Origin of the sequence: Marichromatium purpuratum 984 (assembly GCF_000224005.2) — a bacterium.
Classification (GTDB): domain Bacteria; phylum Pseudomonadota; class Gammaproteobacteria; order Chromatiales; family Chromatiaceae; genus Marichromatium; species Marichromatium purpuratum.
In genome coordinates this window covers 1,183,559-1,209,138 of sequence record NZ_CP007031.1, presented here as the reverse complement: position 1 = coordinate 1,209,138, position 25,580 = coordinate 1,183,559, and the positions used below count along the sequence as shown (strand labels likewise).

The following is a 25,580-nucleotide window of genomic DNA, read 5'->3' as shown; positions in this document are numbered from 1 at the left end:
GTCAATCCCTCAATCGTGCGTCAAGTTCGGACGTCAACCGGGCCAGGATGCGGCCCACCGCGTCGTCGATCACTTCTTCGGTAAGTGTCTGAGAAGAAGCCTGTAAAATCAATCCCAAAGCCAGACTTTTTCGTCCTTTCTCGATGTTGTCGCCGGCGTAGACGTCGAACAGCACCAGGTCGCGCAGCAGCTCGGAGCCGGCGGCGCGGGCGCAGGCGGCGACGGCGGCGAAGTCGACCTCGGCATCGACCACGATGGCGAGATCGCGGCGGATGCTGGGGAAGCGCGAGATCGGACTGAAGCGCGGCGCGACGCCGAGATCCAGCGGGGCCAGTTCCAGCTCGAAGAGGAAGGCGTTGCCGTCGAGGTCGAGTTCGGCGGCGAGCGCCGGGTGGAGCATGCCGATCCAGCCGATCGGCGCGCCGTCGCAGTCGATGCGCGCGCTCTGCCCCGGGTGCAGCGCCGGGTGGACGGCGGCGACGAAGGCGAAGCGCTCGGGCGCGCCGGTGAGCGCGAGCAGCGCCTCGACGTCGGCCTTGAGGTCGAAGAAGTCGGCCGCGCGCTCACCCTGCCCCCACTGCTCGGGCGCCACCGCGCCGAGACTGAGGCCACCGATGGCCTCGCGCTGGGCCAGCCCCTCGGACTCGGGGATGAAGCGCAGCCCGCTCTCGAAGATACGCACCCGCGCCTGCTGGCGCGCCTGGTTGTGGCGGGCGCACTGCAGCAGACCTGGCCACAGGCTGGTGCGCATGCAGGAGAGTTCGCTGCTGATCGGGTTGGCGAGTTTCAGCGGCTCGCGCTCGGGGTCGATGCGCGCCTGCAGCTCGGGGGCGACGAAGCTGTAGGTGATGACCTCGTGATAGCCTCGATCGACCAGCGCGAGTCGCGCGCGATCGGCCTCGAAGGCGCCCTCGGGCACCGGGCGCATGGCGCTGCTGGTGGTGGCCTGGCGCACCGGGATGTTGTCGTAGCCGTAGATACGCCCGATGTCGGCGATCAGGTCGACCTCGTGGAGCAGGTCGAAACGCGCGCTCGGCGGGGTGACGCGCCAGCCGCCCTCAACCGTCTCGAGCGTCATGCCGAGACGCTCGAGGATGTCGACGATGGTCTCGCGCTCCAGCTCGACGCCGAGCACCTGCCCCACCCGCGCCTCGCGCAGGGTGAGCGCGGCGCGTTGCGGCAGCGCCGACTCGGCCACCGCCTCGACCACCGGGCCGGGGGTGCCGCCGGCGATCGCCAACAGCAGCGCGGTGGCGCGCTCGATCGCCTGGCGCTGCAGCTCGGGGTCGACGCCGCGCTCGAAGCGGTGCGAGGAGTCGGTGTGCAGGCCGTAGCTGCGCGCCTTGCCGCTGACGGCCAGCGGCGAGAAGAAGGCGCTCTCGAGGAGCACGTCGCGGGTCTCCGCGCCGACGCCGGAGCCGGCCCCGCCCATGATGCCGGCGACGGCCAGCGGACGGCTGGCGTCGGCGATCACCAGGGTGTCGGCGCGCAGCTCGATCTCGCTGTCGTCGAGCAGCACGAGGCGCTCGCCGGGGGCGGCCATGCGCACCTGGATCTCGCCCTCGACACGAGCGAGATCGAAGCCGTGCAACGGCTGGCCGAGTTCGAGCAGCACGTAGTTGGTGACATCGACCACCGGGGAGATGGCGCGCACGCCGCTGCGGCGCAGCCGCTCCTGCATCCACATCGGCGTGGCGGCGCTGGTGTCGATGCCGCGCACCACGCGGCAGAGATAGCGCGGGCAGGCCTCCTCGGCGAGCAGGCGGACCTCGACGCGATCGTCGCAGACGGGCGCGACCGGGGCGAAATCGGGGCGGGTGAGCGCGGTGCGGTTGATCACCCCGACCTCGCGGGCGAGCCCAGCGATGCTCAGACAGTCGCCGCGGTCCGGGGTCAGGTCGACCTCAATGCAGTGGTCGTCGAGCCCCAGCCAGGCGCGGAAGTCGGTGCCGATGGGCGCGTCCTCGGGCAGCGGCAGGATGCCCTCGGAGGACTCGGCGAGGCCGAGTTCGCTCGCCGAGCAGATCATGCCGAAGGACTGCACGCCGCGCAGCTTGGCCTTCTTGATCTTGAAGTCACCCGGCAGCCGCGCGCCGATGGTGGCCACCGGCACGCGCATGCCGACGGCGACGTTGGCCGCACCGCAGATGATCTGCAGCGGCGCGTCGCCACCGACATCGACGGTGCAGACGCGCAGCTTCTGGGCGTCCGGGTGCTGTTCGAGCGCCTGCACCAGACCGACCACGACGCCGCTGAAGGCGGCCGCGGCGGGCTCCACCGCGTCCACTTCCAGTCCTGCCATGCTGAGCTGATCGGCCAGAGTCTGAGTATCGACCGGCGGGTTGACCCACTCCCGCAGCCATGCCTCGCTGAATCGCATGTCCCGCTTTCCTGTGCTTCGGTCCCGGCACGCGTCGGTGCCGGGGCCTCGATGAAGATGTTGGCGAAAGGCCGAGCGGCTCGGCGCTTTCCGTGGCACCCGCGGGTGCCGTCCCGAGCGGAGCGCGCCGCGCGCCTGGGCTCAGGCGCACGGCGCGCTCCAGCGCGCCTCAGGCGAACTGTCGCAGGAAGCGCAGATCGTTGTCGAAGAAGAGTCGGAGGTCGTCGATGCCGTAGCGCAGCATCGCCAGCCGCTCCACGCCCATGCCGAAGGCGTAGCCCTGGTGGCGGTCGGGGTCGATGCCGACGTGGCGGAACACCTCGGGGTAGACCATGCCGCAGCCCAAGACCTCGAGCCAACCGGTGTGCTTGCACACCCGGCAGCCGTCGCCGCCGCACATCACGCACTGGATGTCGACCTCGGCGGAGGGCTCGGTGAAGGGGAAGTAGGAGGGGCGGAAACGCAGCTCCAGATCGCGCTCGAAGAAGTTGCGTAGGAAATCGTAGAGCACGCCCTTGAGGTCGGCGAAGCTCATCTGCTCGTCGACCACCAGACCCTCGACCTGATGGAACATCGGGGTGTGGGTCAGGTCCGAGTCGCAGCGATAGACGCGCCCCGGGGCGATGAGCTTGAGCGGCGGCGCCTGCTCCTCCATCACCCGCACCTGCACCGGCGAGGTGTGGGTGCGCAGCAGCAGCTCGGCGTTGAAATAGAAGGTGTCGTGCATCGCCCGGGCGGGGTGGTGCGCGGGGATGTTGAGCGCCTCGAAGTTGTGATAGGCGTCCTCGACCTCGGGGCCCTGCTCGACGGCGAAGCCGGCGTCGGCAAACAGCCGCTCGATGCGGCGCAGCGCGCGGGTGACCGGGTGCAGACCGCCGGCGGGGGTGCCGCGTCCGGGGAGGGTGACGTCGATGCGCTCGGCGGCGAGGCGGGCCTCGAGCGCGGCCTGTTCCAGCGTCTCGCGACGTGCGTCGAGCGCGCTCTGGACCTGGCCCTTGGCCTGGTTGATGCGCTGCCCGGCGACGGGACGCTCGGCCGGCGGCAGGGTGCCGAGCCGTTTCAGCAACGCGGTCAGCTCGCCGCTCTTGCCAAGATAGCGCACCCGCGCCTGATCGAGCGTGGCGAGATCGGGGGCGGCGGCGATGGCCGCGAGCGCCGTCTCGCAGAGGGTGTCGATATCGAGTCCGATTTCTTCTGCCATACCTGGATCTTCCGACAGGGGTGTCTGTTGAACGGCCTGCCAGCCCCATGACGCAAAAAGAGGGAAAGACCGGGGCCTTTCCCTCTTCCGTTCGGCGGCTACGCAGGCGGGATGGCGGCGAGCGCGGGGCGGGTCGCGATCTCGGCGACGCACCCCTGGCGTTGTCGAGCGACCCGATCCCTGGGAAGGTGTTGCAGGCAGACGCTCGTCACGCGCCCATACCGACCGCCGTCACCGGCGTGGTCAGCCGAGGCGGACCACGCCGCGCGCCTCAAGCCAGCGCTTCCTTCGCCTGAGCGGCGAGCGCGGCGAAGGCGACGCTGTCGTGGTAGGCGATGTCGGCCAGCACCTTGCGGTCGACCTCGACGCCGGCCATCTTCAGACCGGCGATCAGGCGGCTGTAGGACAGACCGTTGGCACGCGCAGCGGCGTTGATACGGGCGATCCACAGGGCGCGGAACTGACGCTTCTTCTGGCGACGGTCGCGATAGGCGTACTGGCCGGCCTTGATGACGGCCTGCTTGGCGACGCGATAGACCTTGCGGCGGGCACCGTAATAACCCTTGGCCTCGTTCAGAACCTTCTTGTGGCGGGCGCGAGCGGTAACACCGCGTTTCACTCGTGGCATGTGGAGTCTCCGGTTGGAATCAGCGGGTTAGCAGTAAGGGATCATGCGCAGCGCTGCACGCACATCCGACTTGTGGATGCGCTGCGGCGCACGCAGCTGACGCTTACGCTTGGTGCTCTTCTTGGTCAGGATGTGACGCCGGTGGGAGGCGTTGCACTTGACCGAACCGGATGCGGTGCGCTTGAAGCGCTTCGCGGCTCCGCGGTTGGATTTCAGCTTGGGCATTCGATACTCCGCTATTTGCTGATCTTTTGTTTTTACAGCGACGGCAACGAACCGACGACGCCACATCGCCCGACCGTCGTGTCGACGACGATCGGGCGGCGGCCACGCCGGGGCGTGCTCTTCGGGGAAGAGGATCGACGATCCGTTCGGTGTCGCTATTTCTTCTTGGGGCCCAGCACCATCACCATCTGCCGCCCTTCCATCTGCGGCTGCTGCTCGACGGTGCTGATCTCGGCCAGGTCGCTCTCCACGCGCCGCAGCAGCTCGAGCCCGAGTTCACGGTGAGCATGCTCGCGACCACGAAAACGCATGGTGACCTTGGCCTTGTCCCCTTCCTGCAGGAAACGCGTCAGGTTGCGTAGTTTGACCTGATAGTCTCCCTGATCCGTTCCAGGACGGAACTTGACTTCCTTGACCTGAACCTGCTTTTGCTTCTTCTTGGCTTCGTTCTTCTTTTTCTTCTGATCGAAGAGAAAACGACCGAAGTCCATGAGCCGACACACCGGCGGATCGGCATTAGGAACGATCTCGACCAGATCGAGCGACGCTTCCTGGGCGAGGGTGAGAGCCTCTCGCGTACTGATGACGCCGACCTGGTTACCGTCCGCGCCGATCAGACGTACCTCCTGTACGTTGATTTCCTTGTTGACGCGGTTTCTCTTTGGTGCAGCGATAGCAGGTTCCTCCAAAAGCACAGATCACGATCGATCGGGCATCAGGCAACGTCGATCGTCGTCCGCGCAGCCCGACCGGGTTAGGCGATTCGGTTTGTCATCTCCTCGCCTACACGCTCGACAAAGGCGTCGAGCTCGAGCGTTCCGAGATCTTGGCCCTTGCGATCACGCACGGCGACGGAGCGGGTTTCTACCTCGCGGTCACCGATGACGAGCAGATAGGGCACCCTCTGCAGGGTGTGCTCGCGGATTTTAAAGCCGATCTTCTCGTTTCTCAAGTCGGTCTCGACGCGCAAGCCCTTTGCACGCAAGGTCTTAGCGATCTCGCCGACATAATCGGCCTGGCGATCGGTGATATTGAGCACCACGACCTGCACCGGCGCCAGCCACAACGGCAGCAGACCGGCGTAGTGCTCGATCAGGATACCGATGAAACGCTCGACCGAGCCGAGCACCGCGCGGTGGATCATCACCGGGGTCTGCTTGCTGTTGTCCTCGGCGATGTAGTGCGCGCCGAGCCGGCCCGGCATCGAGAAGTCGACCTGGATGGTACCGCACTGCCAGGCGCGACCGATGCTGTCGTGCAGGGTGAACTCGATCTTGGGACCGTAGAAGGCGCCCTCGCCCGGCTGCACGCGATACTCGAGCCCCTTGGCGTCGAGCGAGTGGGCGAGCGCCGCCTCGGCCTTGTCCCAGAGTTCGTCGCTGCCGACCCGCTTCTCGGGGCGCAGCGAGAGCGCCAGCTCGATGTTGTCGAAGCCGAAGTCGCGATAGGTCTCGAAGACCATGTCGATGAGCGTGGCGACCTCGGGCTGGAGCTGCTCCTCGGTGCAGAAGACGTGGGCGTCGTCCTGGGTGAAGCGACGCGCGCGCATCAGCCCGTGGAGGGTACCGGAGGGCTCGTTGCGATGGACCACGCCGAACTCAGCCATGCGCAGCGGCAGGTCGCGGTAGCTCTTCAGCCCCTGGTTGTAGAGCTGGATGTGGCCGGGGCAGTTCATCGGCTTGATCGCGAAGTCGCGATCGTCGAGCTGGGTGGTGAACATGCTCTCGGCGAACTTCTCCCAGTGCCCGGAGCGCTCCCACAGCGAGCGGTCGAGCACCTGCGGGGTCTCGACCTCCTGGTAGCCGTACTCTTCCAGCTTCTCGCGCATGTACTGCTCGGCGAGGCGGTAGACCACCCGGCCCTTGGCGTGCCAGAAGGCCATGCCCGGGGCCTCGTCCTGGAAGTGGAAGAGATCGAGCTGCTTGCCGAGCTTGCGGTGATCGCGCTTCTCGGCCTCTTCCAGACGACGCAGATAGGCCTTGAGTTCCTTCTTGTCGCGCCAGGCGGTGCCATAGATGCGCTGCAGCATGGCGTTGGCCGCGTCACCGCGCCAGTAGGCACCGGCGAGCTTGGTCAGCTTGAAGCCGTTGCCGAGCTTGCCGGTGCTCGGCAGGTGCGGCCCGCGACAGACGTCGAACCACTCACCCTGGCGATAAAGGGTGATGGTCTCGCCTTCGGGGATGGCGTCGATGATCTCGACCTTGTAGTGCTCGCCCAGCTCGGCAAACACGCGCTTGGCCTCCTCGCGCGGCAGCTCCTCGCGCACGATCGGCAGGTTGCGCTTGACGATCTCGTGCATCCGCGCCTCGATCCGCTCGAGGTCGTCGGGGGTGAAGGGCTCGTCGCGGGCGAAGTCGTAGTAGAAGCCGTTCTCGATCGCCGGGCCGATGGTGACCTGGGTGCCGGGGTAGAGTTCCTGGACGGCCTGGGCCATCACGTGCGCGGCGTCGTGACGGATCAGCTCGAGGGCGGTCTCCTCGTCCTTGCTGGTGACGATGGCGAGTTCGACATCGCGATCGATGCGATAGGAAGTATCGACCAGCTCGCCATCGACGCGACCGGCGAGCGCCGCCTTGGCGAGACCGGGACCGATGGATGCGGCGACGTCGTGAACACTGACCGGCGCGTCGAACTGACGCGTCGAGCCGTCGGGAAGGGTAATCTGAGGCATGCGCGGACCTTGGGTGTTCAGTGGTGATCGATACGAGGGATCACATGAAAAAAAGCCGCCAGTCTCCTTGGTCGTCGCCACCGTAGTGGGGCATACTGACGTTTGGAGACTGACGGCCCGGTGTTTGGTAGGCGCAATTGGACTCGAACCAACGACCCCCACCATGTCAAGGTGGTGCTCTAACCAACTGAGCTATGCGCCTGTCGTCGTGAGCCATGTATACTACAGACCCTCCCCTGATCGCGCAACCCCTTTTTTGAAAAAAATGACGATCGAGCGTTTCTGACCCCTCGTCCATGTAATGAACGCGCGTGCGTGCGCGAGGCGGGAGGTCAAACCCGATTGATATACTGGCGCGAACAGACCGGCCGCCGGCGATGGCGACCACTGCAACACAGGGCGCGCCATCAATGACGGCGAGCCCCTCCCCCACAGCCAAACAGCCACGAGAGACGATGACCACCATTCGCGAGTCTGACTTCGTCGAGAGCATCGCCGATGCCCTTCAGTTCATCTCCTACTACCATCCGCAGGACTACATCCGCGCCCTGACCGCAGCCTACGAGGCCGAGGAATCGCCGGCGGCCAAGGACGCCATGGCGCAGATCCTCGTCAACTCGCGGATGTGCGCCGAGGGCCAGCGCCCGATCTGCCAGGACACCGGCATGGTGGTGGTCTTCCTCAAGGTCGGCATGGAGGTGCGCTGGGAGAGCGACAAGAGCGTGCAGGCGATGGTCGACGAGGGCGTGCGCCGCGCCTACACCCACCCCGACAACCCGCTGCGCGCCTCGATGGTCACGCCGCCGATCGGGGCACGCAAGAACACCCGCGACAACACCCCGGCGATCGTGCACATGGAGCTGGTGCCGGGCGACAGCCTCGAGGTGAAGATCGCCGCCAAGGGCGGCGGTTCGGAGAACAAGTCCAAGTTCGCCATCCTCAACCCCAGCGACAGCCTGGTCGACTGGGTGCTGAAGACGGTGCCGACCATGGGCGCCGGCTGGTGCCCGCCGGGAATGCTCGGCATCGGTGTCGGCGGCTCGGCCGAGCAGGCGATGCTGATGGCCAAGGAGGCGCTGATGGAGCCGATCGACATCCACGAGCTGCAGCAGCGCGGCGCCGAGGACGAGATCGAGGCGCTGCGTCTGGAGCTGATGGAGAAGGTCAACGCGCTCGGCATCGGCGCCCAGGGGCTCGGCGGGCTGGCGACCGTGCTCGACGTCAAGATCCACACCTACCCCACCCACGCAGCCTCGCTGCCGGTGGCGATGATCCCCAACTGCGCGGCCACCCGTCACGTCGAGTTCACCCTCGACGGCAGCGGGCCGGCGAAGCTCGAGCCGCCGCGCCTGGAGGACTGGCCGGCGCTGGAGTGGGACGGCGCCGCCGGCTCACGTCGGGTCGATCTCGACACCCTCACCCGCGAGCAGATCGCCGAGTGGCAGCCGGGCGAGCGCCTGCTGCTCTCGGGCAAGCTGCTGACCGGACGCGATGCCGCGCACAAGCGCATCACCGAGATGCTCGCGCGCGGCGAGTCGCTGCCCGAGGGGGTCGACCTCACCAACCGCTTCATCTACTACGTCGGCCCGGTCGACCCGGTCGGTGACGAGGTGGTCGGCCCGGCCGGTCCCACCACCTCCACGCGCATGGACAAGTTCACCGAGCAGATGCTCGCCGAGACCGGCCTGATCGGCATGGTCGGCAAGGCCGAGCGCGGCCCGGCGGCGGTGGCGTCGATCGCGCGACACGGCGCGGTCTATCTGATGGCCGTCGGTGGCGCGGCCTATCTGGTGGCCAAGGCGATCAAGTCCTCGCGCCTGGTCGCCTTCGAGGACCTGGGCATGGAGGCGATCCGCGAGTTCGAGGTCGAGGACATGCCGGTCACGGTCGCGGTCGACAGCCGCGGCGAAGCGGTGCACCAGAGCGGCCCGGCCGAGTGGCGCGCGCGCATCGGCAAGATCCCGGTCGAGATCGAGTAAGACGGGCCGGGCGACGCCACAAGGCGTCGCCCGGGTGCCGCGCAGGCGGCACCCGCCCTGCCCTCACCCCGCGGCGCGCTGCGCTGGGGTCAGGGTGCGGATCGAGATGGCGTGCAAGGCACCGCTGGCGATCTCCGCCTTGACCGTCTCCATCACCAACCGCTGCTTGGCCAGCGGCGTCAGCCCCTCAAACCGCTCGCTGACCACCACCGCGTCGAAGTGCTCACCATCGCCAGTGACCTCCACCTCGGCCTCGGGCATCCCCCGACGAATCAGATCGGCAACCGCTGTCGTCTCCACGTCTCGACTCCTGCGCAGGCTTGAGAATGAACGCGCGCCGGCTCGGCGCACCCGCCAGAGATTGGTGCGGCGCGGCCCTGGCTCAAGCCAGCGGTCAGCGGTCAGCGGTCAGCGGTCAGCGGTCAGCGGTCAGCGGTCAGCGGTCAGCGGTCAGCGGTCAGCGGTCAGCGGTCACGAGGATTGAACCGCAAAGCCGCCAAGGGCGCGAAGAAGGGAAAGAGCAAGCAACAAGACGCTCACCCAAAGTCCCCCTTTAACAAAGGTGGATTTAGGGGGATTCATCGCCAAAGGGGGAACTCGGCTGGGTATTTCGACCGACGACTCTCGACATCTGCAGCTTCCAGTAGCCAGCTGACAGCCGCCAGCAAGAGGAGCGCGCTCAATGATCGCTGCGGGTCAACGCGTCTCGACATTCTTTGTGCGCTTGGCGACTTGGCGGTTCGAATCAGCTACCAGCTACCAGCTACCAGCTACCAGCTACCAGCTACCAAGGGGATTGAACCGCAAAGCCGCGAAGAACGCGAAGGACGCGAAGGACGCGCAGAGAAGAAAGGCTTGCAGTCACCAGTCACCAGCTGCCACCCACCGTGGGAAGCCGGCACCACCGCCGAGACCTCGATTCCATCAAGTCTTCTTCACGCCCTTCGCGGCTTTGCGGTTCGAATCAGCATCCAGCCTCCGGTCGGCGAAGCTGGTGTGCTTGATCGGCGATTGACGGGCAAGACGGTATCTTGGCGGTTCAACCATTTCCCCGCCCGATCCGTCCACCCGGCGGATGAACGCAACCGGGCCGCGGGGATATAATTGGCGGTTTTCCCCAGTCCGCAGCCAGCAACGCCAGACACCCCCTATGAGCGAGCTTCAAGCGCAACTCGACAAACGTCGTACCTTCGCCATCATCTCCCACCCCGACGCCGGTAAGACCACCCTCACCGAGAAGCTCCTGCTGTTCGGGGGCGCGATCCAGCTCGCGGGCACGGTCAAGGGGCGCAAGGCCGCCCGTCACGCCACCTCAGACTGGATGGAGCTGGAGAAGCAACGCGGCATCTCGGTGACCTCCTCGGTGATGCAGTTCCCCTACGGCGAGGCCACCGTCAACCTGCTCGACACCCCCGGCCACGAGGACTTCTCCGAGGATACCTACCGCACCCTCACCGCAGTCGACTCGGCGCTGATGGTGATCGACGTGGCCAAGGGCGTCGAGGCCCGCACCATCAAGCTGATGGACGTCTGCCGGCTGCGCGACACCCCGATCCTCACTTTCGTCAACAAGCTCGATCGCGAAGGCCGCGATGCCATCGAGATCCTCGACGAGATCGAGCAGGTGCTGAAGATCCGCTGCGCGCCGCTGACCTGGCCGATCGGCATGGGCAAGCGCTTCCGTGGCGTCTACGACCTGCGCGACGGGCGCACCCACCTGTTCTCCGCCCAGCACGGCGGGCGCATCGTCGAGGGCGAGGTGATCGACGGGCTCGACAACCCGCGCATGGACGAGCTGCTCGGCGACCAGGCCGCAGAGCTGCGCGAGGAGCTGGAGCTGGTCGAGGGCGCGAGCGATCCGTTCGACCTCGAGGCCTACCGCGCGGGACGTCAGACCCCGGTGTTCTTCGGCTCGGCGATCAACAACTTCGGCGTGCGCGAGCTGCTCGACGCCTTCGTCGACTATGCGCCCGCCCCGCACCCGCGCAACACCCTGCAGCGCCCGGTCGAGCCCGCCGAGGAAGGTTTCACCGGCTTCGTGTTCAAGATCCAGGCGAACATGGACCCCGCCCACCGCGACCGCGTGGCCTTCATGCGGGTGTGCTCGGGCTGCTACCGCAAGGGCATGAAGATGCGCCACGTGCGTATCGGTCGCACCATTCAGATCGCCAACGCCATCACCTTCCAGGCCGACGAGCGCCGTCACGTCGAGGAGGCCTGGCCGGGCGACATCATCGGTCTGCACAACCACGGCACCATCCAGATCGGTGACACCTTCACCGAGGGCGAGGAACTCAAGTACGAAGGCGTGCCCTACTTCGCCCCCGAGCTGTTCCGCCGCGTGGTGCTCAAGGACCCGCTGCGGATGAAGGCGCTGCAGAAGGGCGTGGTGCAGCTCGCCGAGGAGGGCGCGACCCAGGTCTTCCGCCCGCTCAAGAACAACGACATGATCCTCGGCGCGGTCGGCGTGCTGCAGTTCGACGTCGCCGCCTACCGCCTCAAGGACGAGTACGGCGTCGACGCCATCGTCGAGCCGGTGAGCGTGCAGACCGCGCGCTGGGTGAGCTGCGACGACGCCAAGCTGTTCGAGCGTTTCAAGGACAAGAACCACGAATATCTCGCCCTCGACGGCGACGACCAGCTCGTCTATCTCGCCCCCACCCGCGTCAACCTCAGCCTCGCCGAGGAGCGCTGGCCCGAGGTCCGCTTCTCCGCCACGCGCGAGTTGTAAGTCCCCAACCGCAAAGACGCGAAGCACGCAAAGCAATCCTCGTCACTCGCAGTCAGTCGCCTCCAGCGACTGACTGTGGCGCCATCGTCGTCGAAGCACCTCCCTCCCCTGCAACGCCTTCGCGCGCTTTGTGTCTTTGCGGTTCAATCCCCGGCCAATGCGCCATGCATCCCACCGAGTTCCCGCGCCAGCACCAGGGCGTCCTCGCGGCCGTTGGCGGCGGGGTAGTAGCCGCGGCGTCGGCCGATCTCGCAGAAGCCCTCGGCCTCATAAAGCGCGCGTGCGGCGGTGTTGGAGGCGCGCACCTCGAGAAAGGCGGTCTGCGCCCCCTTGGCGCGGGCGCGCTCGACCAGCGCGCGCAGCAGGGCGCGACCGAAGCCGCGCCGCTGGCAGTCGGGGTGCACGGTGATGTTGAGCACGTGACACTCGCCAACCGCCACCGAGACCACCGCATGGGCCACCGGCCTGCCGTCGAATTCGCCCACCCGGCAGTCATAGCCGGCGCGCAGACAGTCGCGCATCACCCCCTCGCTCCAGGGGTGGGGATAGGCCGCCCGCTCCACCATCATCACCGTCGCGAGGTCGGCCTCGCGCATCTCGCGCAGGGCCAACCCCGCCTGTTCGATCGCTGCATTCATCAGGGTTCCTGACATCATCCCCGTCGGTCGATCGCCGCTTGCCCGGCGATCAAAAGCATTCACGGATAGCGACTATAGTTGATCCGGGCGACGCGCCGGACGCCGGATGGCAGACCAGCTCGCGCCCCAGCGGTCGGGACAGCCTCCGGACCAGGGGTCACGAGCAATCGCCGCGCCCCCGCTCCAGCCACCTCGCAACCCGGGACAGATCGATGTCGCACACAGAAATGGTCTCACTCGACGGCAACGAAGCCGCGGCCTACATCGCCCACATGACCAACGAGGTCATCGCCATCTACCCGATCACACCAGCCTCGCCGATGGGTGAGTGGTCGGACGAGTGGTCCTCGCTGGGGGTCGCCAATCTGTGGGGCACGGTCCCCGACGTGGTCGAGATGCAGAGCGAGGCCGGCGCCGCCGGCGCGGTCCACGGGGCGCTGCAGGCGGGGTCGCTTTCGACCACCTTCACCGCTTCGCAGGGGTTGCTGCTGATGATCCCCAACATGTACAAGATCGCCGGCGAGCTGACCCCGACGGTGATCCATGTCTCGGCACGCTCGCTGGCCGCCCAGGCGCTGTCGATCTTCGGCGATCACGGTGACGTCATGGCCTGCCGCGGCACCGGCTTCGCGATGCTGTGCGCGGCCTCGGTGCAGGAGGTGATGGACTTTGCGCTGATCGCCCAGGCCGCGACCCTGGAGAGCCGGGTGCCCTTCCTGCACGTCTTCGACGGCTTCCGCACCTCGCACGAGGTCAACAAGATCGCGCGCATCCCACAGGAGACGGTCCGCGCGATGATCAACGAGGAGCAGGTGCGGGCCTGCCGCACGCGCGCCCTCAACCCCGACCGACCGGTGATCCGCGGCACCTCGCAGAACCCCGACGTCTATTTCCAGGGGCGCGAGTCGGTCAATCCCTACTATGAGGCCACCGCAGAGATCGTCGCTCGGGTGATGACCCGCTTCGCCGGACACACCGGCCGTCACTACCAGCCCTTCGACTATGTCGGCGCACCCGACGCCGAACGCGTGTTGGTACTGATGGGCTCGGGAATCGGGGCGGCCGAGGAGGCCATCGAGCACCTGGTCGCGCGCGGCGAGCGGGTCGGGCTGGTCAAGGTGCGGCTGTTCCGTCCCTTCGCGCCCAAGGCGCTGCTCGCCGCCCTGCCCGCCAGCGTCGCACGGATCGCGGTGCTCGATCGCACCAAGGAGCCAGGCGCCGACGGCGAGCCGCTCTACAAGGACGTGGTCACCGCCCTCGCCCAGGCCCATGCCAGCGGCGCGCGCGCGACGATGCCACGGGTGATCGGCGGGCGCTTCGGGCTGTCCTCCAAGGAGTTCACCCCGGCGATGGCCAAGGCGGTGCTCGACGAGCTCGCCGCCGAACAGCCGCGCTGCCCCTTCACCGTCGGCATCATCGACGACGTCGGCCACACCAGCCTCGACTGGGATCCCGCCTTCCGCCCCGACGCCAGTGCCGGCGTGACCGCCTGCGTCTTCTACGGACTCGGCTCGGACGGCACCGTCTCGGCCAACAAGAACTCGATCAAGATCATCAGCGAGGAGACGCCCAACCACGGCCAGGGCTATTTCCAATACGATTCCAAGAAGGCCGGGGCGGTCACCATCAGCCATCTGCGCTTCGGCCCGCGACCGATCTCCAGCACCTATCTGATCGGTAACGACGAGGCGCAGTTCGTCGCCTGTCACCAACCAACCTTCCTCGAGCGCTACGACATGCTCGCGCTCGCCGCCCCCGGGGCGACCTTCCTGCTCAACAGCGCCGCCTCGCCCGATCAAGCGTGGGACAGCCTGCCACGGTCGATGCAGCAACAGATGATCGACAAGGGGCTCGCCTTCTATGTCGTCGACGCCTACGGGATCGCCGCCGCGACCGGCATGGGACGGCGCATCAACACCATCATGCAGACCTGCTTCTTCGCCATCTCCGGGGTGCTGCCCCGCGACGAGGCCATCACCCACATCAAGGAGGCGGTGCGCAAGACCTACGGACGCAAGGGCCAGCGCCTGCTCGATCGCAACTATCGCGCGATCGACGCCGCGCTCGCCGGGCTGCACCAGGTCAGTGTGCCGGCAGCGCCGAGCAGCGACTTCGAGCGCCAGCCGGTGGTCCCGGCCGATGCCCCCGAGTTCGTCCGCCAGGTCACCGCACCGCTGATCGCCGGACTCGGCGACCGGCTGCCGGTGAGCCTGATCCCCGCCGACGGCACCTGGCCGACCGGCACCACCCGCTTCGAGAAGCGCAACATCGCGCTGCAACTGCCGCTGTGGGAGCCCGAGCTGTGCACCCAGTGCGGCAAGTGCCCGCTGGTCTGCCCGCACGCGGCGATCCGCGCCAAGGTCTATCCCGAGGAGACGCTGGCGAGCGCGCCCGCGGGCTTTCTCAGCGCCTCGGTCAAGGGGCGCGACTTCCCCGCCGGACACCGCATCAGCTACCAGATCGCCCCCGACGACTGCACCGGCTGCGGGCTCTGTGTCGAGGTCTGCCCGATCCGCGACCGCAAGGACCCGAGCCGCAAGGCGCTCAACCTGGTCGAGGCCGGCGAGATCCATGCCGCCGAGCAGACACACTGGGACTTCTTCCTCGATCTCCCCGAGTACGACCGCACCCAGCTCGAACCGACCAAGATCAAGCACGCGATGCTGATGCAGCCGCTGTTCGAGTTCTCCGGGGCCTGCGTCGGCTGCGGCGAGACGCCCTACGTCAAGCTCGCCACCCAGCTCTTCGGCGACCGCATGCTGATCGCCAACGCTACCGGCTGCTCCTCGATCTACGGCGGCAACCTGCCGACCACGCCCTACACCACCGACCCCGAGGGCCGCGGGCCGACCTGGAACAACTCGCTGTTCGAGGACAACGCCGAGTTCGGCCTGGGCATGCGCCTGGCGATCGACAAGCAGCGCGATCAGGCGCGCGAGCAGCTCGGTCGGCTCGCCGACAGCATCGGCGTGGGTCTGGCACGCGAGATCCTCGAGGCCGAGCAGTCCGACGAGACTGGCATCCACGCCCAGCGCGCACGCATCGAGCGGCTGCGCCTGGCGCTCAGCGGCATCGACGCGCCCGAGGCGCGACTGCTCGAGGGGCTGTGCGATCAGCTGGTCAAGCGCAGCGTGTGGATCGTCGGCGGCGACGGCTGGGCCTACGACATCGGCTACGGCGGTGTCGATCACGTGCTTGCCAGCGGGCGCGACGTCAATCTGCTGATCCTCGACACCGAGGTCTATTCCAACACCGGCGGTCAGACCTCCAAGGCCACCCCGCTCGGCGCCGTGGCCAAGTTCTCCGCCGGCGGCAAACCGACCTTCAAGAAGGACCTGGCGCTGATGGCGATGGCCTACGAGAACGTCTATGTCGCCCAGGTCGCCTTCGGCGCCAAGGACGTGCAGACGGTGCGCGCCTTCCTCGAGGCCGAGTCCTACCCCGGCCCCTCGGTGATCATCTGCTACGCGCCCTGCATCGCCCACGGCGTCGATCTCTCCAACAACCTGCGCCAGCAGGACATGGCGGTCAACTCGGGACACTGGTCGCTGCTGCGCTACGACCCGCGCCGCGCCGCCGCCGGCGAACACCCGCTGCACATCGACAGCAAGCCGCCGAGCCTGCCCTATCGCGACTTCATCGCCACCGAGACCCGCTTCAGCGTGCTCGAGCGCATCCACCCCGAGGCCGCCGAGCAGTACCTGCAGCAGGCGCAGCGTCATGTGCAGACACGCTTCAGCCTCTACGAGCAGCTCGCGCAGATCGCGCTGCAGAAGGCGCCACCGGCCGATGCCGACGAGCACAACCACTGAACACACCGTCCCGGACCGAACACGGAGCCGATCATGGATCTAGCGACCACGTATCTGGGGCTCGACCTCAGCAACCCCTTCGTCCCCTCCGCCTCGCCGCTCTCACGCAGTCTCGACCAGGCGCGCGCGCTCGAGGACCACGGCGCCTCGGCGATCATCCTCTGGTCGCTGTTCGAGGAGGCGGTCAGCGCCGAGTCCGAGGCCATGGTGCGCTTCCTCCACCACCAGGAGATCGGCTTCGCCGAGGCCGATGACGGCTTCCTGCCCGACTATCACGACTTCGACAGCCCGCTCGAGCAGTACTTGGCGCACATCGGCCGACTCAAGGCGGCGCTCGACATCCCCGTCATCGCCAGCCTCAACGGCGTCACCCCCGGCGGCTGGATCGCCCACGCCGGCGAGATCGAGCGTGCCGGGGCCGATGCCCTGGAACTCAACGTCTACTACGTCGCCGGCGACCTGGGTCAGGACGGCGCCACGGTCGAGGCGCGCTATCTCGATCTGCTGCGCAACCTGCGCGCCCATGTCGCCATCCCCATCAACATGAAGCTCTCACCGAGCTTCAGCTCGCTCGGCCATCTGATCGTCCAGCTCGCCGCCGCCGGCGCCAACGGTGTGGCGCTGTTCAACCGCTTCTATCAGCCCGACATCAATATCGACACCCTGCGCCTGCAGCCGAGCCTGCACCCCTCGACCTCCGCCGAGGCGTTGCTGGCGATGCGCTGGATCGCCCTGCTCCACGGTCGCATCGAGGGGCTGTCGCTGGGCGCCACCGGCGGCGTGCATACCGCCGCGGACGCGATCAAGCTGCTGCTCGCCGGTGCCGACGTGGTACACCTGTGCAGCGCGCTGCTCGCCCACGGCCCGGCCTATCTCGGCGAGGTGATCGGCGGGGTCGAGCAGTGGATGGAGGAGCAGGGGTTCGAGTCGGTGGAGGACTTCCGTGGCCGGGTCAGCGCCCTGGCCGTGCCCAATCCGGCGGAGTTCGAGCGCGCCAACTACGTCAACGTGCTCGACAGCTACAGCGCCTCGCCCGGGGTCAGGCTGTGAGCCTCAGCCGGCGAGCGAATGGCGGCGCGGGGCGTCGTCGACCCCCGGAGTGAAGAAACGATAGCGCCCCTTGCCGGCAAGCTTGGCCTGATACATCGCCTGATCGGCGCGGCGCAGCAACAGGTCCGAGGTGGTGGTATCGCCTTGATCGAAGCAGCTGACGCCGAGACTGGCCGAGACCTGGGCCAGATGGCCGGCGATCGGCATGGGTCGCGAGAGCGCCTCGAGCAGACGATCGAGCAGCGGTGCGAGTTCGGCGACCCCGCCCGGATCGAGTAACACGGCGACGAACTCGTCGCCACCGAGCCGGGCAATGGTATCGCCCTCGCGCAACACTCCGCGCATCCGCGTGGCAAGCCCGGCGAGCAGGTGGTCTCCGGCCTCGTGTCCGAGACCGTCGTTGACCGCCTTGAAACCGTCGAGATCGAAATAGACCACCGCCAGGGCTCCACCGCGTCGCTGCACCTGGCTCATCGCCTGTTCGAGTCGATCGAACAGCAGCACCCGATTGGGCAACCCGGTGAGTCCGTCGTAGTGCGCCGCCTGCTCGAGCCGACGCTGTTGCAGCTTGAGCGCGGTGATATCGTGATAGAGCACGACATAGTGCTGAACCTTGCCGTCATCGTCACGCATCGTGGTGACGGTGACCATGGCCACATAGGTCTCGCCGCCACCTCGCCGCTGTCCACTGAGTTCGCCCTCCCAGTGCCCCTGCTCGTCCAGGGCGGTCCAGACATCACCTTCGGTGGTGGAGAATATCTGGTCTGTCCCCGTGGCACGGCTCAATACTGCCGCCCGGCTGCCGAGCAGCGTCTCACGCGACTGCCCGGTGATCTCGAGAAAGGCGGCATTGAGGTCGACGATGTCGCCCCGCGGATCGGTGATGACGATACCCTCACGGGCATGGGTAAAGACGTTGGCGGCAAGCTGTCGGGCCTCCTCGGCCCGGCGTCGCTCGGTGATATCGCGCACGCTGACCAGCACACCGTCGATCTCCACACCCTGATCGCGATAAGGGGCATAGAGCACGTCGAGATAACAGCGCCCTGTGCCGGGGAGATCGAACCAGGCCTGATAGTTGACCGTCTCACCGGCCAGACAGCGCGTCAGCCGAGGCGCCACCACGCGCTCGAAGGCCTCGTCGCCGAGCAGCTCGCGGGCCGAATGGCCGACGATCTCGTCATAGCGCCGCTCGAAGATGCGCAGATAGGACTCGTTGACCAGCAGATAGACGGCATTGCGGTCGATCAGCGAGATCGAGTCCTGGGTCGCCGAGACCACCTGGCGATAGCGCCGCAACGCCTGCTCGGCGGCACGCCGCTGCACGACCTCGCGACGCAGTCGCCGATTCCAGATCAAGAAGGTCACCACCAGCAGCAACAACGGTCCGATCAGCCACGCCGGCTCGATCAACCCCGCCACCGGCTCGGCGCTGGCCGCACCGCTCCAACCCACGGCCATCACCGCACCCGCCACGCGCCACACCACGACGCGCCCTCCACCATCAAGCACTAAGCGTCTCCAGCATAATCGGCGATACCCGGGTTGTCCGCGACACCCTCGAGACGCGGGGTCTCGAGCCGGGCGATGTCGATCCGCTCGCGATCGCGCAGATAGGTCGCCACCGTCTCCCAGATCGGCTCACCCTCAGCCGGGGCGCCGACGCTCGCCCAACCGGCCACTACATAGCGCCTGTCGGCCTCGACGGGGGTGCCGTCGGCGAGGCGCAGCGACCGGATCCGCGAGCCGATCGCCGCGCCCGGCTCGCAGACATAGTCGAGCCCGCCACTACGCACCATGTCACCGCCTTGCTGGACATAGGGATCGGGGTTGAAGAGGTTGTCGCAGACGTCCTCGAGAATGGCCTTGAGCTCGGCGCCGGTCATCTCGCGCCGGTAGGTCTCGGGGTAGGTGATGCAGGTCTGATCGAGCACGTGTTCCATGGTGATGGTCTGCCCCGGCAGCAGCGTCGTGCCCCAGCGGAACCCGGGCGAGAGGGCGATCTCGGCGTCCTTGACCGTGCGCAGCGCGTCGCAGATGAGCTGGTCGAAGGTGCCGTTGAAGTTACCCCGACGATACAGCGTCTGTCCGGCCACCGCCAGCGGCTCCTCGAGGCGCTGGCGATAGGGCGCGCGCACCCCAGCGATATAGTCGGTCATCTCGGGATCCGGCGCGATCAGGTCAGAGAACACCGGCAGCAGCCGATAGCGGAAGTCGCGCAGTCCCCCGGGGCCGACGTCGAGGTCCATCACCCCGAGGAACTTGCCGTTGGAGCCGGCGTTGGTCACCAGGGTGCGCCCGCCCGGGTTGTCGACCACCTGCGGCGCCGGCACGCCGTCGTGGGTGTGACCGCCGAGGATCAGATCGATGCCACGCACCCGCGAGGCGAGCTTGAGATCGACGTCCATGCCGTTGTGCGAGAGCAGCACCACCAGCGCCGGGCGCTCGCGCTCACGCACCCGATCGACGATCTCCTGCAGCCGCCCCTCCTGGATGCCGAAGGTCCAGTCGGGGATGAAACGGCTCGGGTTGGCGATCGGGGTATAGGGGAAGGCCTGGCCGATCACCGCCACCCGCACCCCGCCGGCCTCGCGGATCACATAGGGGTCGAAGGCCAGCCCGAGGTCCTCGTCGAAGCCGGCGAAGTCCTCGAAGCGATAGTCGAACAGCGCCTCCTCGCGCACCTTGACGTTCTGCGCGACGAAGTCGCCGGCGAAGGCGGCGATGTTGTCGATCACCTCGGCATCGCGATAAGTGAACTCCCAGTGCCCGGTCATCACGTCGACGCCGAGCAGGTTGCAGGCCCCGACCATGTCGCGCCCACGGGTCCAGTAAGCCGTCCCCGAGCCCTGCCAGGTGTCGCCGCCGTCGAGCAGCAGGGTGGCCTCGCGCCCGCGCTCGGCGCGCAGCCGCTCGACCAGGGTACGCAGCTGGGCAAAGCCGCCGACCCGGCCGAGACGCTCGGCCTGCTCGGCATAGTCGAGATAGGTCAGCGCATGGGCCTCGAGCCCCCCCGGTGCGATCCCGAAGTGATCGAGCAGCGCCTGCCCGACCAGGTGCGGCGCTCGCCCACGCGCCGCACCCAGCCCGAGGTTGACGTTGGGCTCGCGGTAGTAGACCGGGTTGAGCTGGGCATGGGTATCGGTGATGTGAAGCAGACGGAGATTGCCGAAGACCGGCAGGTCGTAGGGATCGGCGGGGATGCGCCGCGCGGCGCGGGCACTGAGCGGGAGCATGCCGGCGGCGCCGGCGAGGGCGAGCAAGCGCACGAAGTCACGTCGCGACAGGGTCATCGAGGCTGTCCTCCTGCTGGGTTCTCTCGGGCCCGGTGCTGGCCCGCACGGGTCACCAGCCTCAAGACATCGGCGCTCCGACCACGATTGCAAGAGATCTTCACGACGACATCGAAGGTGTCACGACGAGATTGAAAACACCAATCGTCACCTTCACTTTCGGCGCACGGGGCGGCGCACACAATAACCACAGAAGACATCCGGTACCGTTCGACCCGACGCACACCGTTACCACGGTGTGCGTGCGACATCACCGACACACGACCGGATCGCCGACGAACACGCCCCTGGCCGCCCCAGACCACCACCGTCACCAACGGAGATCCAGGAGGCACCGCATGACCTCGTCCCCGCACCCCAGGCTGGTGCTGACCGCTCTTTCGCTCGTCCTGACGCTCGCCACCGGTCCGACATACGCCGAGATGCCCTCTGACCTCGCGCTCGAGGGCGACATCGAGGCCGGGCGCATCGTCGCCACCACACGCGCCAAGGGCAACTGTGTCGCCTGCCACGTGATCGCCGGCGCCGAGAGTCCGGGCGCCATCGGCCCGATACTGATCGCCATGCAGACCCGCTACCCGAGCAAACGCGCGCTCGCCGAACAGATCTGGGACCCCACCACCCAGACCCCTGGCGTGGTGATGCCCCCTTTTGGCAAGCACGAGATTCTCACCGAGCAGGAATTCGCCGATGTGGTCGAGTTCATTTGGTCGCTCTAGAGGACCAGCGCCCGCAGCCCAACACCGGAGGCCAGACCACATGACAGCCAAGCTCAGCCCTCGCGCCCTCGCGCTGCTCGTCGGCGCACTGCTCACCGGACCGGTCGCGGCCGGCCCCGAAGAAGACCGCGCCGTCTTCCAGCAGTATTTCGAGACCCGCTTCCCCACCGTCGACACCGAGGACTTCATCAACGGCGCCTACGCACTCGACCCGATCGGACGCGAGAACTGGGAGGCGATCGAGGAGTTCCCCCCCTACGAAACCGCCCTCAGCAAGGGCGAGGAGATGTGGAACACCCCCTTCGCCAATGGCCAGGGCTATGCCGACTGCTTCCCTGATGGGCCGGCGATCGCCGGGCGCTATCCCCACTGGGACCGAGAGCGCGGCATGGTGATCACCCTGCCGTTGGCGCTCAACGACTGTCGCGCGGCCAACGACGAGGCCCCGCTGAAGTACAAGAAGGGCCCGATCGTCGACCTGGTCGCCTATATCGCCTTCGCCTCGCGCGGTCAGGTCACCGCGGTCGAGATCCCCGAGGACGACCCCCGCGCGCTGGCCGCCTACGAGCAGGGCAGACAGTTCTATTTCGCCCGCCGTGGTCAACTCAACTTCGCCTGCAGCCACTGTCACATGGGCAATTCGGGCACCACGCTGCGCACCGAGATCCTCAGTCCTGCCTACGGCCATACCACCCACTTCCCGGTCTATCGCTCCAAATGGGGTGAGATGGGCACCCTGCACCGTCGCTTCACCGGCTGCAACAAACAGGTCCGCGCCAAACCCTTCCCCGCCCAGGGCGAGGAATACCGCAACCTGGAGTTCTTCATGACCTACATGAACAACGGCCTCCCGCTCAACGGCCCGGGCGCGCGCAAATGAGCCCGGCCCCTGCACCAGAGGAGATGACGGCATGACGCCATTCCGCACCCGCGCCCGGTTGGTCTTGGTCCTGGCGCTCACCACACTGATAATCACGCCCGCCTGGGCCACCCACCGCAGCGAGGCCGAGGCGGCGATCGCCGCAGCGCGCGCCGCCCACGAACGGGCTATCGACGCCGGGGTCGAGGTCGCCGAGACCGCGACCTTGATCGAGCGCGCGGCGGAACTGCTGCCCTCGCGCCAGTACACCAAGGCGGTGGAGTTCGCAGAACGGGCGATCGCCCAGGACACCCATGCCTACGAACAGGCGCAACGCGACGAGCCCGAGCCCGGCGCCGCCGCGGCCGAGGCGGCGATTGCCGCGGCCGAGGCCGCACGGGCGCGCGCCGACGCAGTCGGCGGCGAGTGGCGCGACACCGCCAAGATGATCGCCGAGGCGCAAGGACTCGCTCGCACCGGTGACTTCGAGGCCGCCATCGCGCTCGCCGAACGCGCCCGCCGCCAAGGCGAACTCGGTCACGCGCAGGCGCTGCGCGAGCGCGACGCCGACTTCCCCGACTATATCCGCCAACCTTGAGCCCAGGAGGCATCCATGCACCTGAACACGACCCTGAGTGCAACCCTGTTGACGGTCACGCTCGCCGCCATCACCCCGGCGCACGGCGCCGAAAACCGGATCTCGCCAGAGATCGAGTCGGTCACCATCAGCCACCAGGGCGAGCCCGTCATCATCGCCCGCGGCCACGATCGCGACGCGACCCTGCCCGAGGAATTCCAGAAGACAGATCGCGGCTGTCCGCCCTTCTGCGTCCAGCCCATGGTCGCCGTCCCCGGCGTCGAGACCATCGGCGAACTGGAGTTGCTCGACTATCTCAAGCGTATCGAGCAAGGCGATGACAGCATCCTGGTGGTCGACTCGCGCACCCCGGACTGGGTGTTGCGCGGCACCATCCCGGGGTCGGTCAACATTCCCTGGAACACTATCAGTCGCGACAGCGCCGGCACCTTCGAGACCCCCGCCGAGGCCGATACCTTCCGCCATGTGCTCGCCGACGAGTTCGCCGCCGAACCACTGGCCGGAGGCGGCTGGGACTTCGGCGAAGCCAGGACACTGGTGCTGTTCTGCAACGGTATCTGGTGCCCGCAATCGACGGCCAACATCAAGAATTTGGTCGGGATCGGCTATCCGCTGCACAAGCTCAAGTGGTATCGCGGCGGCGTGCAGGACTGGGTGAGTGTCGGCCTGACCACGATCACTCCCTGAGGGCTCGGGACACGCCAGGGGCGGGCATTTAACCTTACGCAGAATCGGTATAGAATAGGTGGACTGCGCGGGTGGCGAAATTGGTAGACGCGCTGGATTTAGGTTCCAGTGGAGCAATCCGTGGGGGTTCAAGTCCCCCCCTGCGCACCACCCTCATCCTTCTCCCCGCATCCCTCGGCACTGACCGATCGGGACCCTTCTCAGCCCTCGCCATCGATCACCCGACGGTGGAATGCGGCGAACATGAACAGGCTCCAGATCGCCGGACTGAACTCGCGCATCCCCGACTGATGCTGGTCGACGATCCAGGCAAGCTGCTTGCTGTCGAACAATCCGGTGTCGGCGAGCCGGTCGCCGAGCAGGGTCTCGCGCACCTGCTCGCGCAGCGGCCCCCGGAACCAGGCCGAGAGCGGCACCGCAAAGCCCATCTTCGGACGATAGAGGATCTCCGGGTCGAGATGGCGCTCGAGCGCGCGCTTGAACACATACTTGCCCTCGCGCCCGGAGAGCTTGAGGCCGGGGGCGAGCCCGGCGCTCCACTCGAGCAGCTGGTGGTCGAGGATCGGCACCCGCACCTCCAGCCCGTGGGCCATGCTGGCGCGATCGACCTTGGTGAGGATGTCACCGGGGAGATAGGTCTTGAGGTCGAGATACTGCACCCGCGAGAGCGGGTGGTCGGGGGCGCGCTCGGCGTGACGACGCAGCACCTCGACGGCACGATAACCCTGTAGCTCGCGCCTGAAATCGGCCGAGAACAACGACTGACGCAGCCCGTCACCGAGGATCGAGACGCTCTCGAAATAGCCCTCGAGCGAGTCGCGCGCCAGCGCCTGGAAGGTCGACTTGGCGCGCAGCACCTTAGGCGCCCAGTCGGCCTTGGGATAGACCCGCCCGAGCAGCCCGAACAGCGGCCCGCGCATCCCCTGCGGCAACAACCGGCGCAGCCGTTCCTCGTAGAGATGCCAGCGATAGCGGCGATAGCCGGCGAGGCTCTCGTCGCCACCGTCGCCGGAGAGACAGACGGTCACGCGCTTGCGCGCCAGCTCGCAGACGCGATAGGTCGGCAGCGCCGAGCTGTCGGCATAGGGCTCGTCGTAGAGCGCCGAGAGCCGTTCGAGCAGGGCGAAATCGTCGGGATCGACCGATTCGACCAGATGTCGGGTGGCGAAGCGCCCGGCCACCTGCTCGGCATAGCGCGACTCGTTGTAGCGCGGATCGCCGAAGGAGATCGAACAGGTGTTGACCGGTTGCTCGGAGAGCCCGGCCATCATCGCCACCACCGCGCTGGAGTCGACCCCGCCGGAGAGGAAGGCACCAAGCGGCACCTCGGAGATCAGACGGATGCGTACCGCCTCGCGCAGCCGCTCGATGAGTTCCCCCCCCGCGCTGTCGAGATCGCGCACGCCGTTGTCGGCGAAGTCCAGGTCCCAGTAGCGGCGCGGCTGCGGCGGCGCCGTGCGGCCCCGGCGCAGGGTCAGGGTATGGCCGGGCTCGAGCTTGCGCACCGCGCCGAAGATGGTGCGGGGATCGGGGATATAGCCGAAGCCGAAGTACTCCTCGATCGCCTGGGGGTCGAGCGCGCGCGGCAGCGTCGGATCGACCAGCAGCGACTTCAGCTCGGAGCCGAACAGCAGCCGGCCGTCGTCGAGCAGTGCGTAGTGCAGCGGCTTGATGCCGAGCCGGTCACGGGCGAGGAACAGGGTCTCGCGCCCGCGATCCCAGATGGCGAAGGCGAACATGCCGCGAAAGCGCTCGACACAGGCCTCGCCCCAGGCCTCCCAGGCGTGGACGATCACCTCGGTATCGCTGTGGGTGCGGAAGCGGTGCCCGGCGGCGCGCAGCTCGGCGGCCAGCTCCTGGAAGTTGTAGATCTCGCCGTTGAACACCACGGCGACGGTCTCGTCCTCGTTGAACAGCGGCTGGTGCCCGCCGGAGAGGTCGATGATCGACAGACGTCGGTGCGCCAGCCCCACCCCGGGCTCGATGTGGACCCCGCCGTCATCCGGGCCGCGATGATGCTGCGCCTCGTTCATCCGTCCGAGCAGCTCGGGGTCGATCGGCCCCGGACCACGGGTGTCGAAGATGCCTGCGATTCCGCACATGATGGAC

The 25,580-nt window shown here is 67.4% G+C and carries 19 protein-coding genes and 2 tRNA genes; 9 read left to right on the top strand and 12 right to left on the bottom strand.

What is annotated here, in order from left to right:
* Position 1: 1 nt before the first annotated feature.
* From pheT to MARPU_RS05455, 7 genes are all read right to left on the bottom strand, one after another.
* Entirely contained in the window at positions 2–2,380 is a 2,379-nt protein-coding gene (gene pheT / locus MARPU_RS05485; RefSeq protein WP_005220606.1) for a phenylalanine--tRNA ligase subunit beta, read from the bottom strand.
* A gap of 169 nt (positions 2,381–2,549) precedes the next feature.
* Positions 2,550–3,581 carry a phenylalanine--tRNA ligase subunit alpha gene (pheS, locus tag MARPU_RS05480; RefSeq protein ID WP_005220604.1) on the bottom strand — a complete coding sequence of 344 codons (1,032 nt, stop codon included), beginning with the start codon at positions 3,579–3,581 and terminating at the stop codon, positions 2,550–2,552.
* Between the two features lie 271 nt (positions 3,582–3,852).
* A complete protein-coding gene (gene rplT / locus MARPU_RS05475; RefSeq protein ID WP_005220602.1) occupies positions 3,853–4,209 on the bottom strand; it encodes a 50S ribosomal protein L20 in 357 nt (118 codons plus the stop codon).
* Between the two features lie 27 nt (positions 4,210–4,236).
* A complete protein-coding gene (rpmI, locus tag MARPU_RS05470) occupies positions 4,237–4,434 on the bottom strand; it encodes a 50S ribosomal protein L35 (RefSeq protein ID WP_005220599.1) in 198 nt (65 codons plus the stop codon).
* A 155-nt stretch (positions 4,435–4,589) separates the two neighbouring features.
* A complete protein-coding gene (gene infC, locus MARPU_RS05465) occupies positions 4,590–5,123 on the bottom strand; it encodes a translation initiation factor IF-3 (protein ID WP_025275132.1) in 534 nt (177 codons plus the stop codon).
* A 65-nt stretch (positions 5,124–5,188) separates the two neighbouring features.
* Positions 5,189–7,105 (bottom strand): threonine--tRNA ligase, encoded by a 1,917-nt coding sequence (gene thrS, locus MARPU_RS05460; RefSeq protein ID WP_005220596.1) that lies wholly within the window; start codon positions 7,103–7,105, stop codon positions 5,189–5,191.
* A gap of 125 nt (positions 7,106–7,230) precedes the next feature.
* Positions 7,231–7,307: transfer RNA gene (locus tag MARPU_RS05455), tRNA-Val, on the bottom strand.
* Between the two features lie 253 nt (positions 7,308–7,560).
* Between MARPU_RS05455 and MARPU_RS05450 the strand changes: the two genes are divergently transcribed.
* On the top strand, positions 7,561–9,084 hold the full coding sequence (locus tag MARPU_RS05450; protein WP_005220595.1) for a fumarate hydratase: 1,524 nt from the start codon (positions 7,561–7,563) through the stop codon (positions 9,082–9,084).
* Between the two features lie 63 nt (positions 9,085–9,147).
* Here MARPU_RS05450 and MARPU_RS05445 read toward each other — a convergent pair whose 3' ends face one another.
* Positions 9,148–9,384, bottom strand: a complete 237-nt coding sequence (locus tag MARPU_RS05445) for a BolA family protein (RefSeq protein ID WP_005220592.1) — start codon at positions 9,382–9,384, stop codon at positions 9,148–9,150.
* An 850-nt stretch (positions 9,385–10,234) separates the two neighbouring features.
* On the opposite strand from MARPU_RS05445, the gene MARPU_RS05440 reads away from it, so the two are divergent.
* Positions 10,235–11,815 (top strand): peptide chain release factor 3, encoded by a 1,581-nt coding sequence (locus MARPU_RS05440; protein ID WP_005220590.1) that lies wholly within the window; start codon positions 10,235–10,237, stop codon positions 11,813–11,815.
* A gap of 143 nt (positions 11,816–11,958) precedes the next feature.
* Here the strand turns inward: MARPU_RS05440 and rimI are convergent, their stop codons facing one another.
* The gene (gene rimI, locus MARPU_RS05435) at positions 11,959–12,453 is read right to left on the bottom strand and encodes a ribosomal protein S18-alanine N-acetyltransferase (protein WP_005220589.1); all 495 of its coding nucleotides are present in this window, start codon (positions 12,451–12,453) and stop codon (positions 11,959–11,961) included.
* 212 nt (positions 12,454–12,665) lie between these two features.
* On the opposite strand from rimI, the gene nifJ reads away from it, so the two are divergent.
* A complete protein-coding gene (gene nifJ, locus MARPU_RS05430; protein WP_005220587.1) occupies positions 12,666–16,265 on the top strand; it encodes a pyruvate:ferredoxin (flavodoxin) oxidoreductase in 3,600 nt (1,199 codons plus the stop codon).
* A gap of 33 nt (positions 16,266–16,298) precedes the next feature.
* The gene (locus MARPU_RS05425) at positions 16,299–17,315 is read left to right on the top strand and encodes a dihydroorotate dehydrogenase-like protein (protein WP_005220586.1); all 1,017 of its coding nucleotides are present in this window, start codon (positions 16,299–16,301) and stop codon (positions 17,313–17,315) included.
* Between the two features lie 3 nt (positions 17,316–17,318).
* Here MARPU_RS05425 and MARPU_RS16535 read toward each other — a convergent pair whose 3' ends face one another.
* Both MARPU_RS16535 and soxB read right to left on the bottom strand, forming a co-directional pair.
* A complete protein-coding gene (locus MARPU_RS16535; RefSeq protein WP_156929232.1) occupies positions 17,319–18,827 on the bottom strand; it encodes a diguanylate cyclase domain-containing protein in 1,509 nt (502 codons plus the stop codon).
* Positions 18,827–20,608 (bottom strand): thiosulfohydrolase SoxB, encoded by a 1,782-nt coding sequence (gene soxB, locus MARPU_RS05415; RefSeq protein WP_005220582.1) that lies wholly within the window; start codon positions 20,606–20,608, stop codon positions 18,827–18,829. Before soxB ends, MARPU_RS16535 begins: the two co-directional genes overlap by 1 nt.
* A gap of 338 nt (positions 20,609–20,946) precedes the next feature.
* Here soxB and soxX point away from each other — a divergent pair, with 338 nt between their 5' ends.
* From soxX to MARPU_RS05390, 5 genes are all read left to right on the top strand, one after another.
* Positions 20,947–21,327 carry a sulfur oxidation c-type cytochrome SoxX gene (gene soxX / locus MARPU_RS05410; RefSeq protein ID WP_005220580.1) on the top strand — a complete coding sequence of 127 codons (381 nt, stop codon included), beginning with the start codon at positions 20,947–20,949 and terminating at the stop codon, positions 21,325–21,327.
* A 40-nt stretch (positions 21,328–21,367) separates the two neighbouring features.
* Positions 21,368–22,207: a sulfur oxidation c-type cytochrome SoxA gene (soxA, locus tag MARPU_RS05405; protein WP_005220578.1), complete on the top strand. Its 840-nt coding sequence runs from the start codon at positions 21,368–21,370 to the stop codon at positions 22,205–22,207.
* Between the two features lie 31 nt (positions 22,208–22,238).
* Positions 22,239–22,784 carry a hypothetical protein gene (locus tag MARPU_RS05400; protein ID WP_005220576.1) on the top strand — a complete coding sequence of 182 codons (546 nt, stop codon included), beginning with the start codon at positions 22,239–22,241 and terminating at the stop codon, positions 22,782–22,784.
* Positions 22,785–22,799: 15 nt separating this feature from the next.
* Complete coding sequence (locus MARPU_RS05395) at positions 22,800–23,471, top strand: rhodanese-like domain-containing protein (protein ID WP_005220574.1); 672 nt, start codon at positions 22,800–22,802, stop codon at positions 23,469–23,471.
* Between the two features lie 65 nt (positions 23,472–23,536).
* Positions 23,537–23,621, top strand: a tRNA-Leu gene (locus MARPU_RS05390).
* A gap of 50 nt (positions 23,622–23,671) precedes the next feature.
* On the opposite strand, the gene MARPU_RS05385 is transcribed toward MARPU_RS05390, so the two are convergent.
* Positions 23,672–25,573, bottom strand: a complete 1,902-nt coding sequence (locus MARPU_RS05385; RefSeq protein WP_005220572.1) for an XrtA/PEP-CTERM system amidotransferase — start codon at positions 25,571–25,573, stop codon at positions 23,672–23,674.
* Positions 25,574–25,580: the final 7 nt, after the last annotated feature.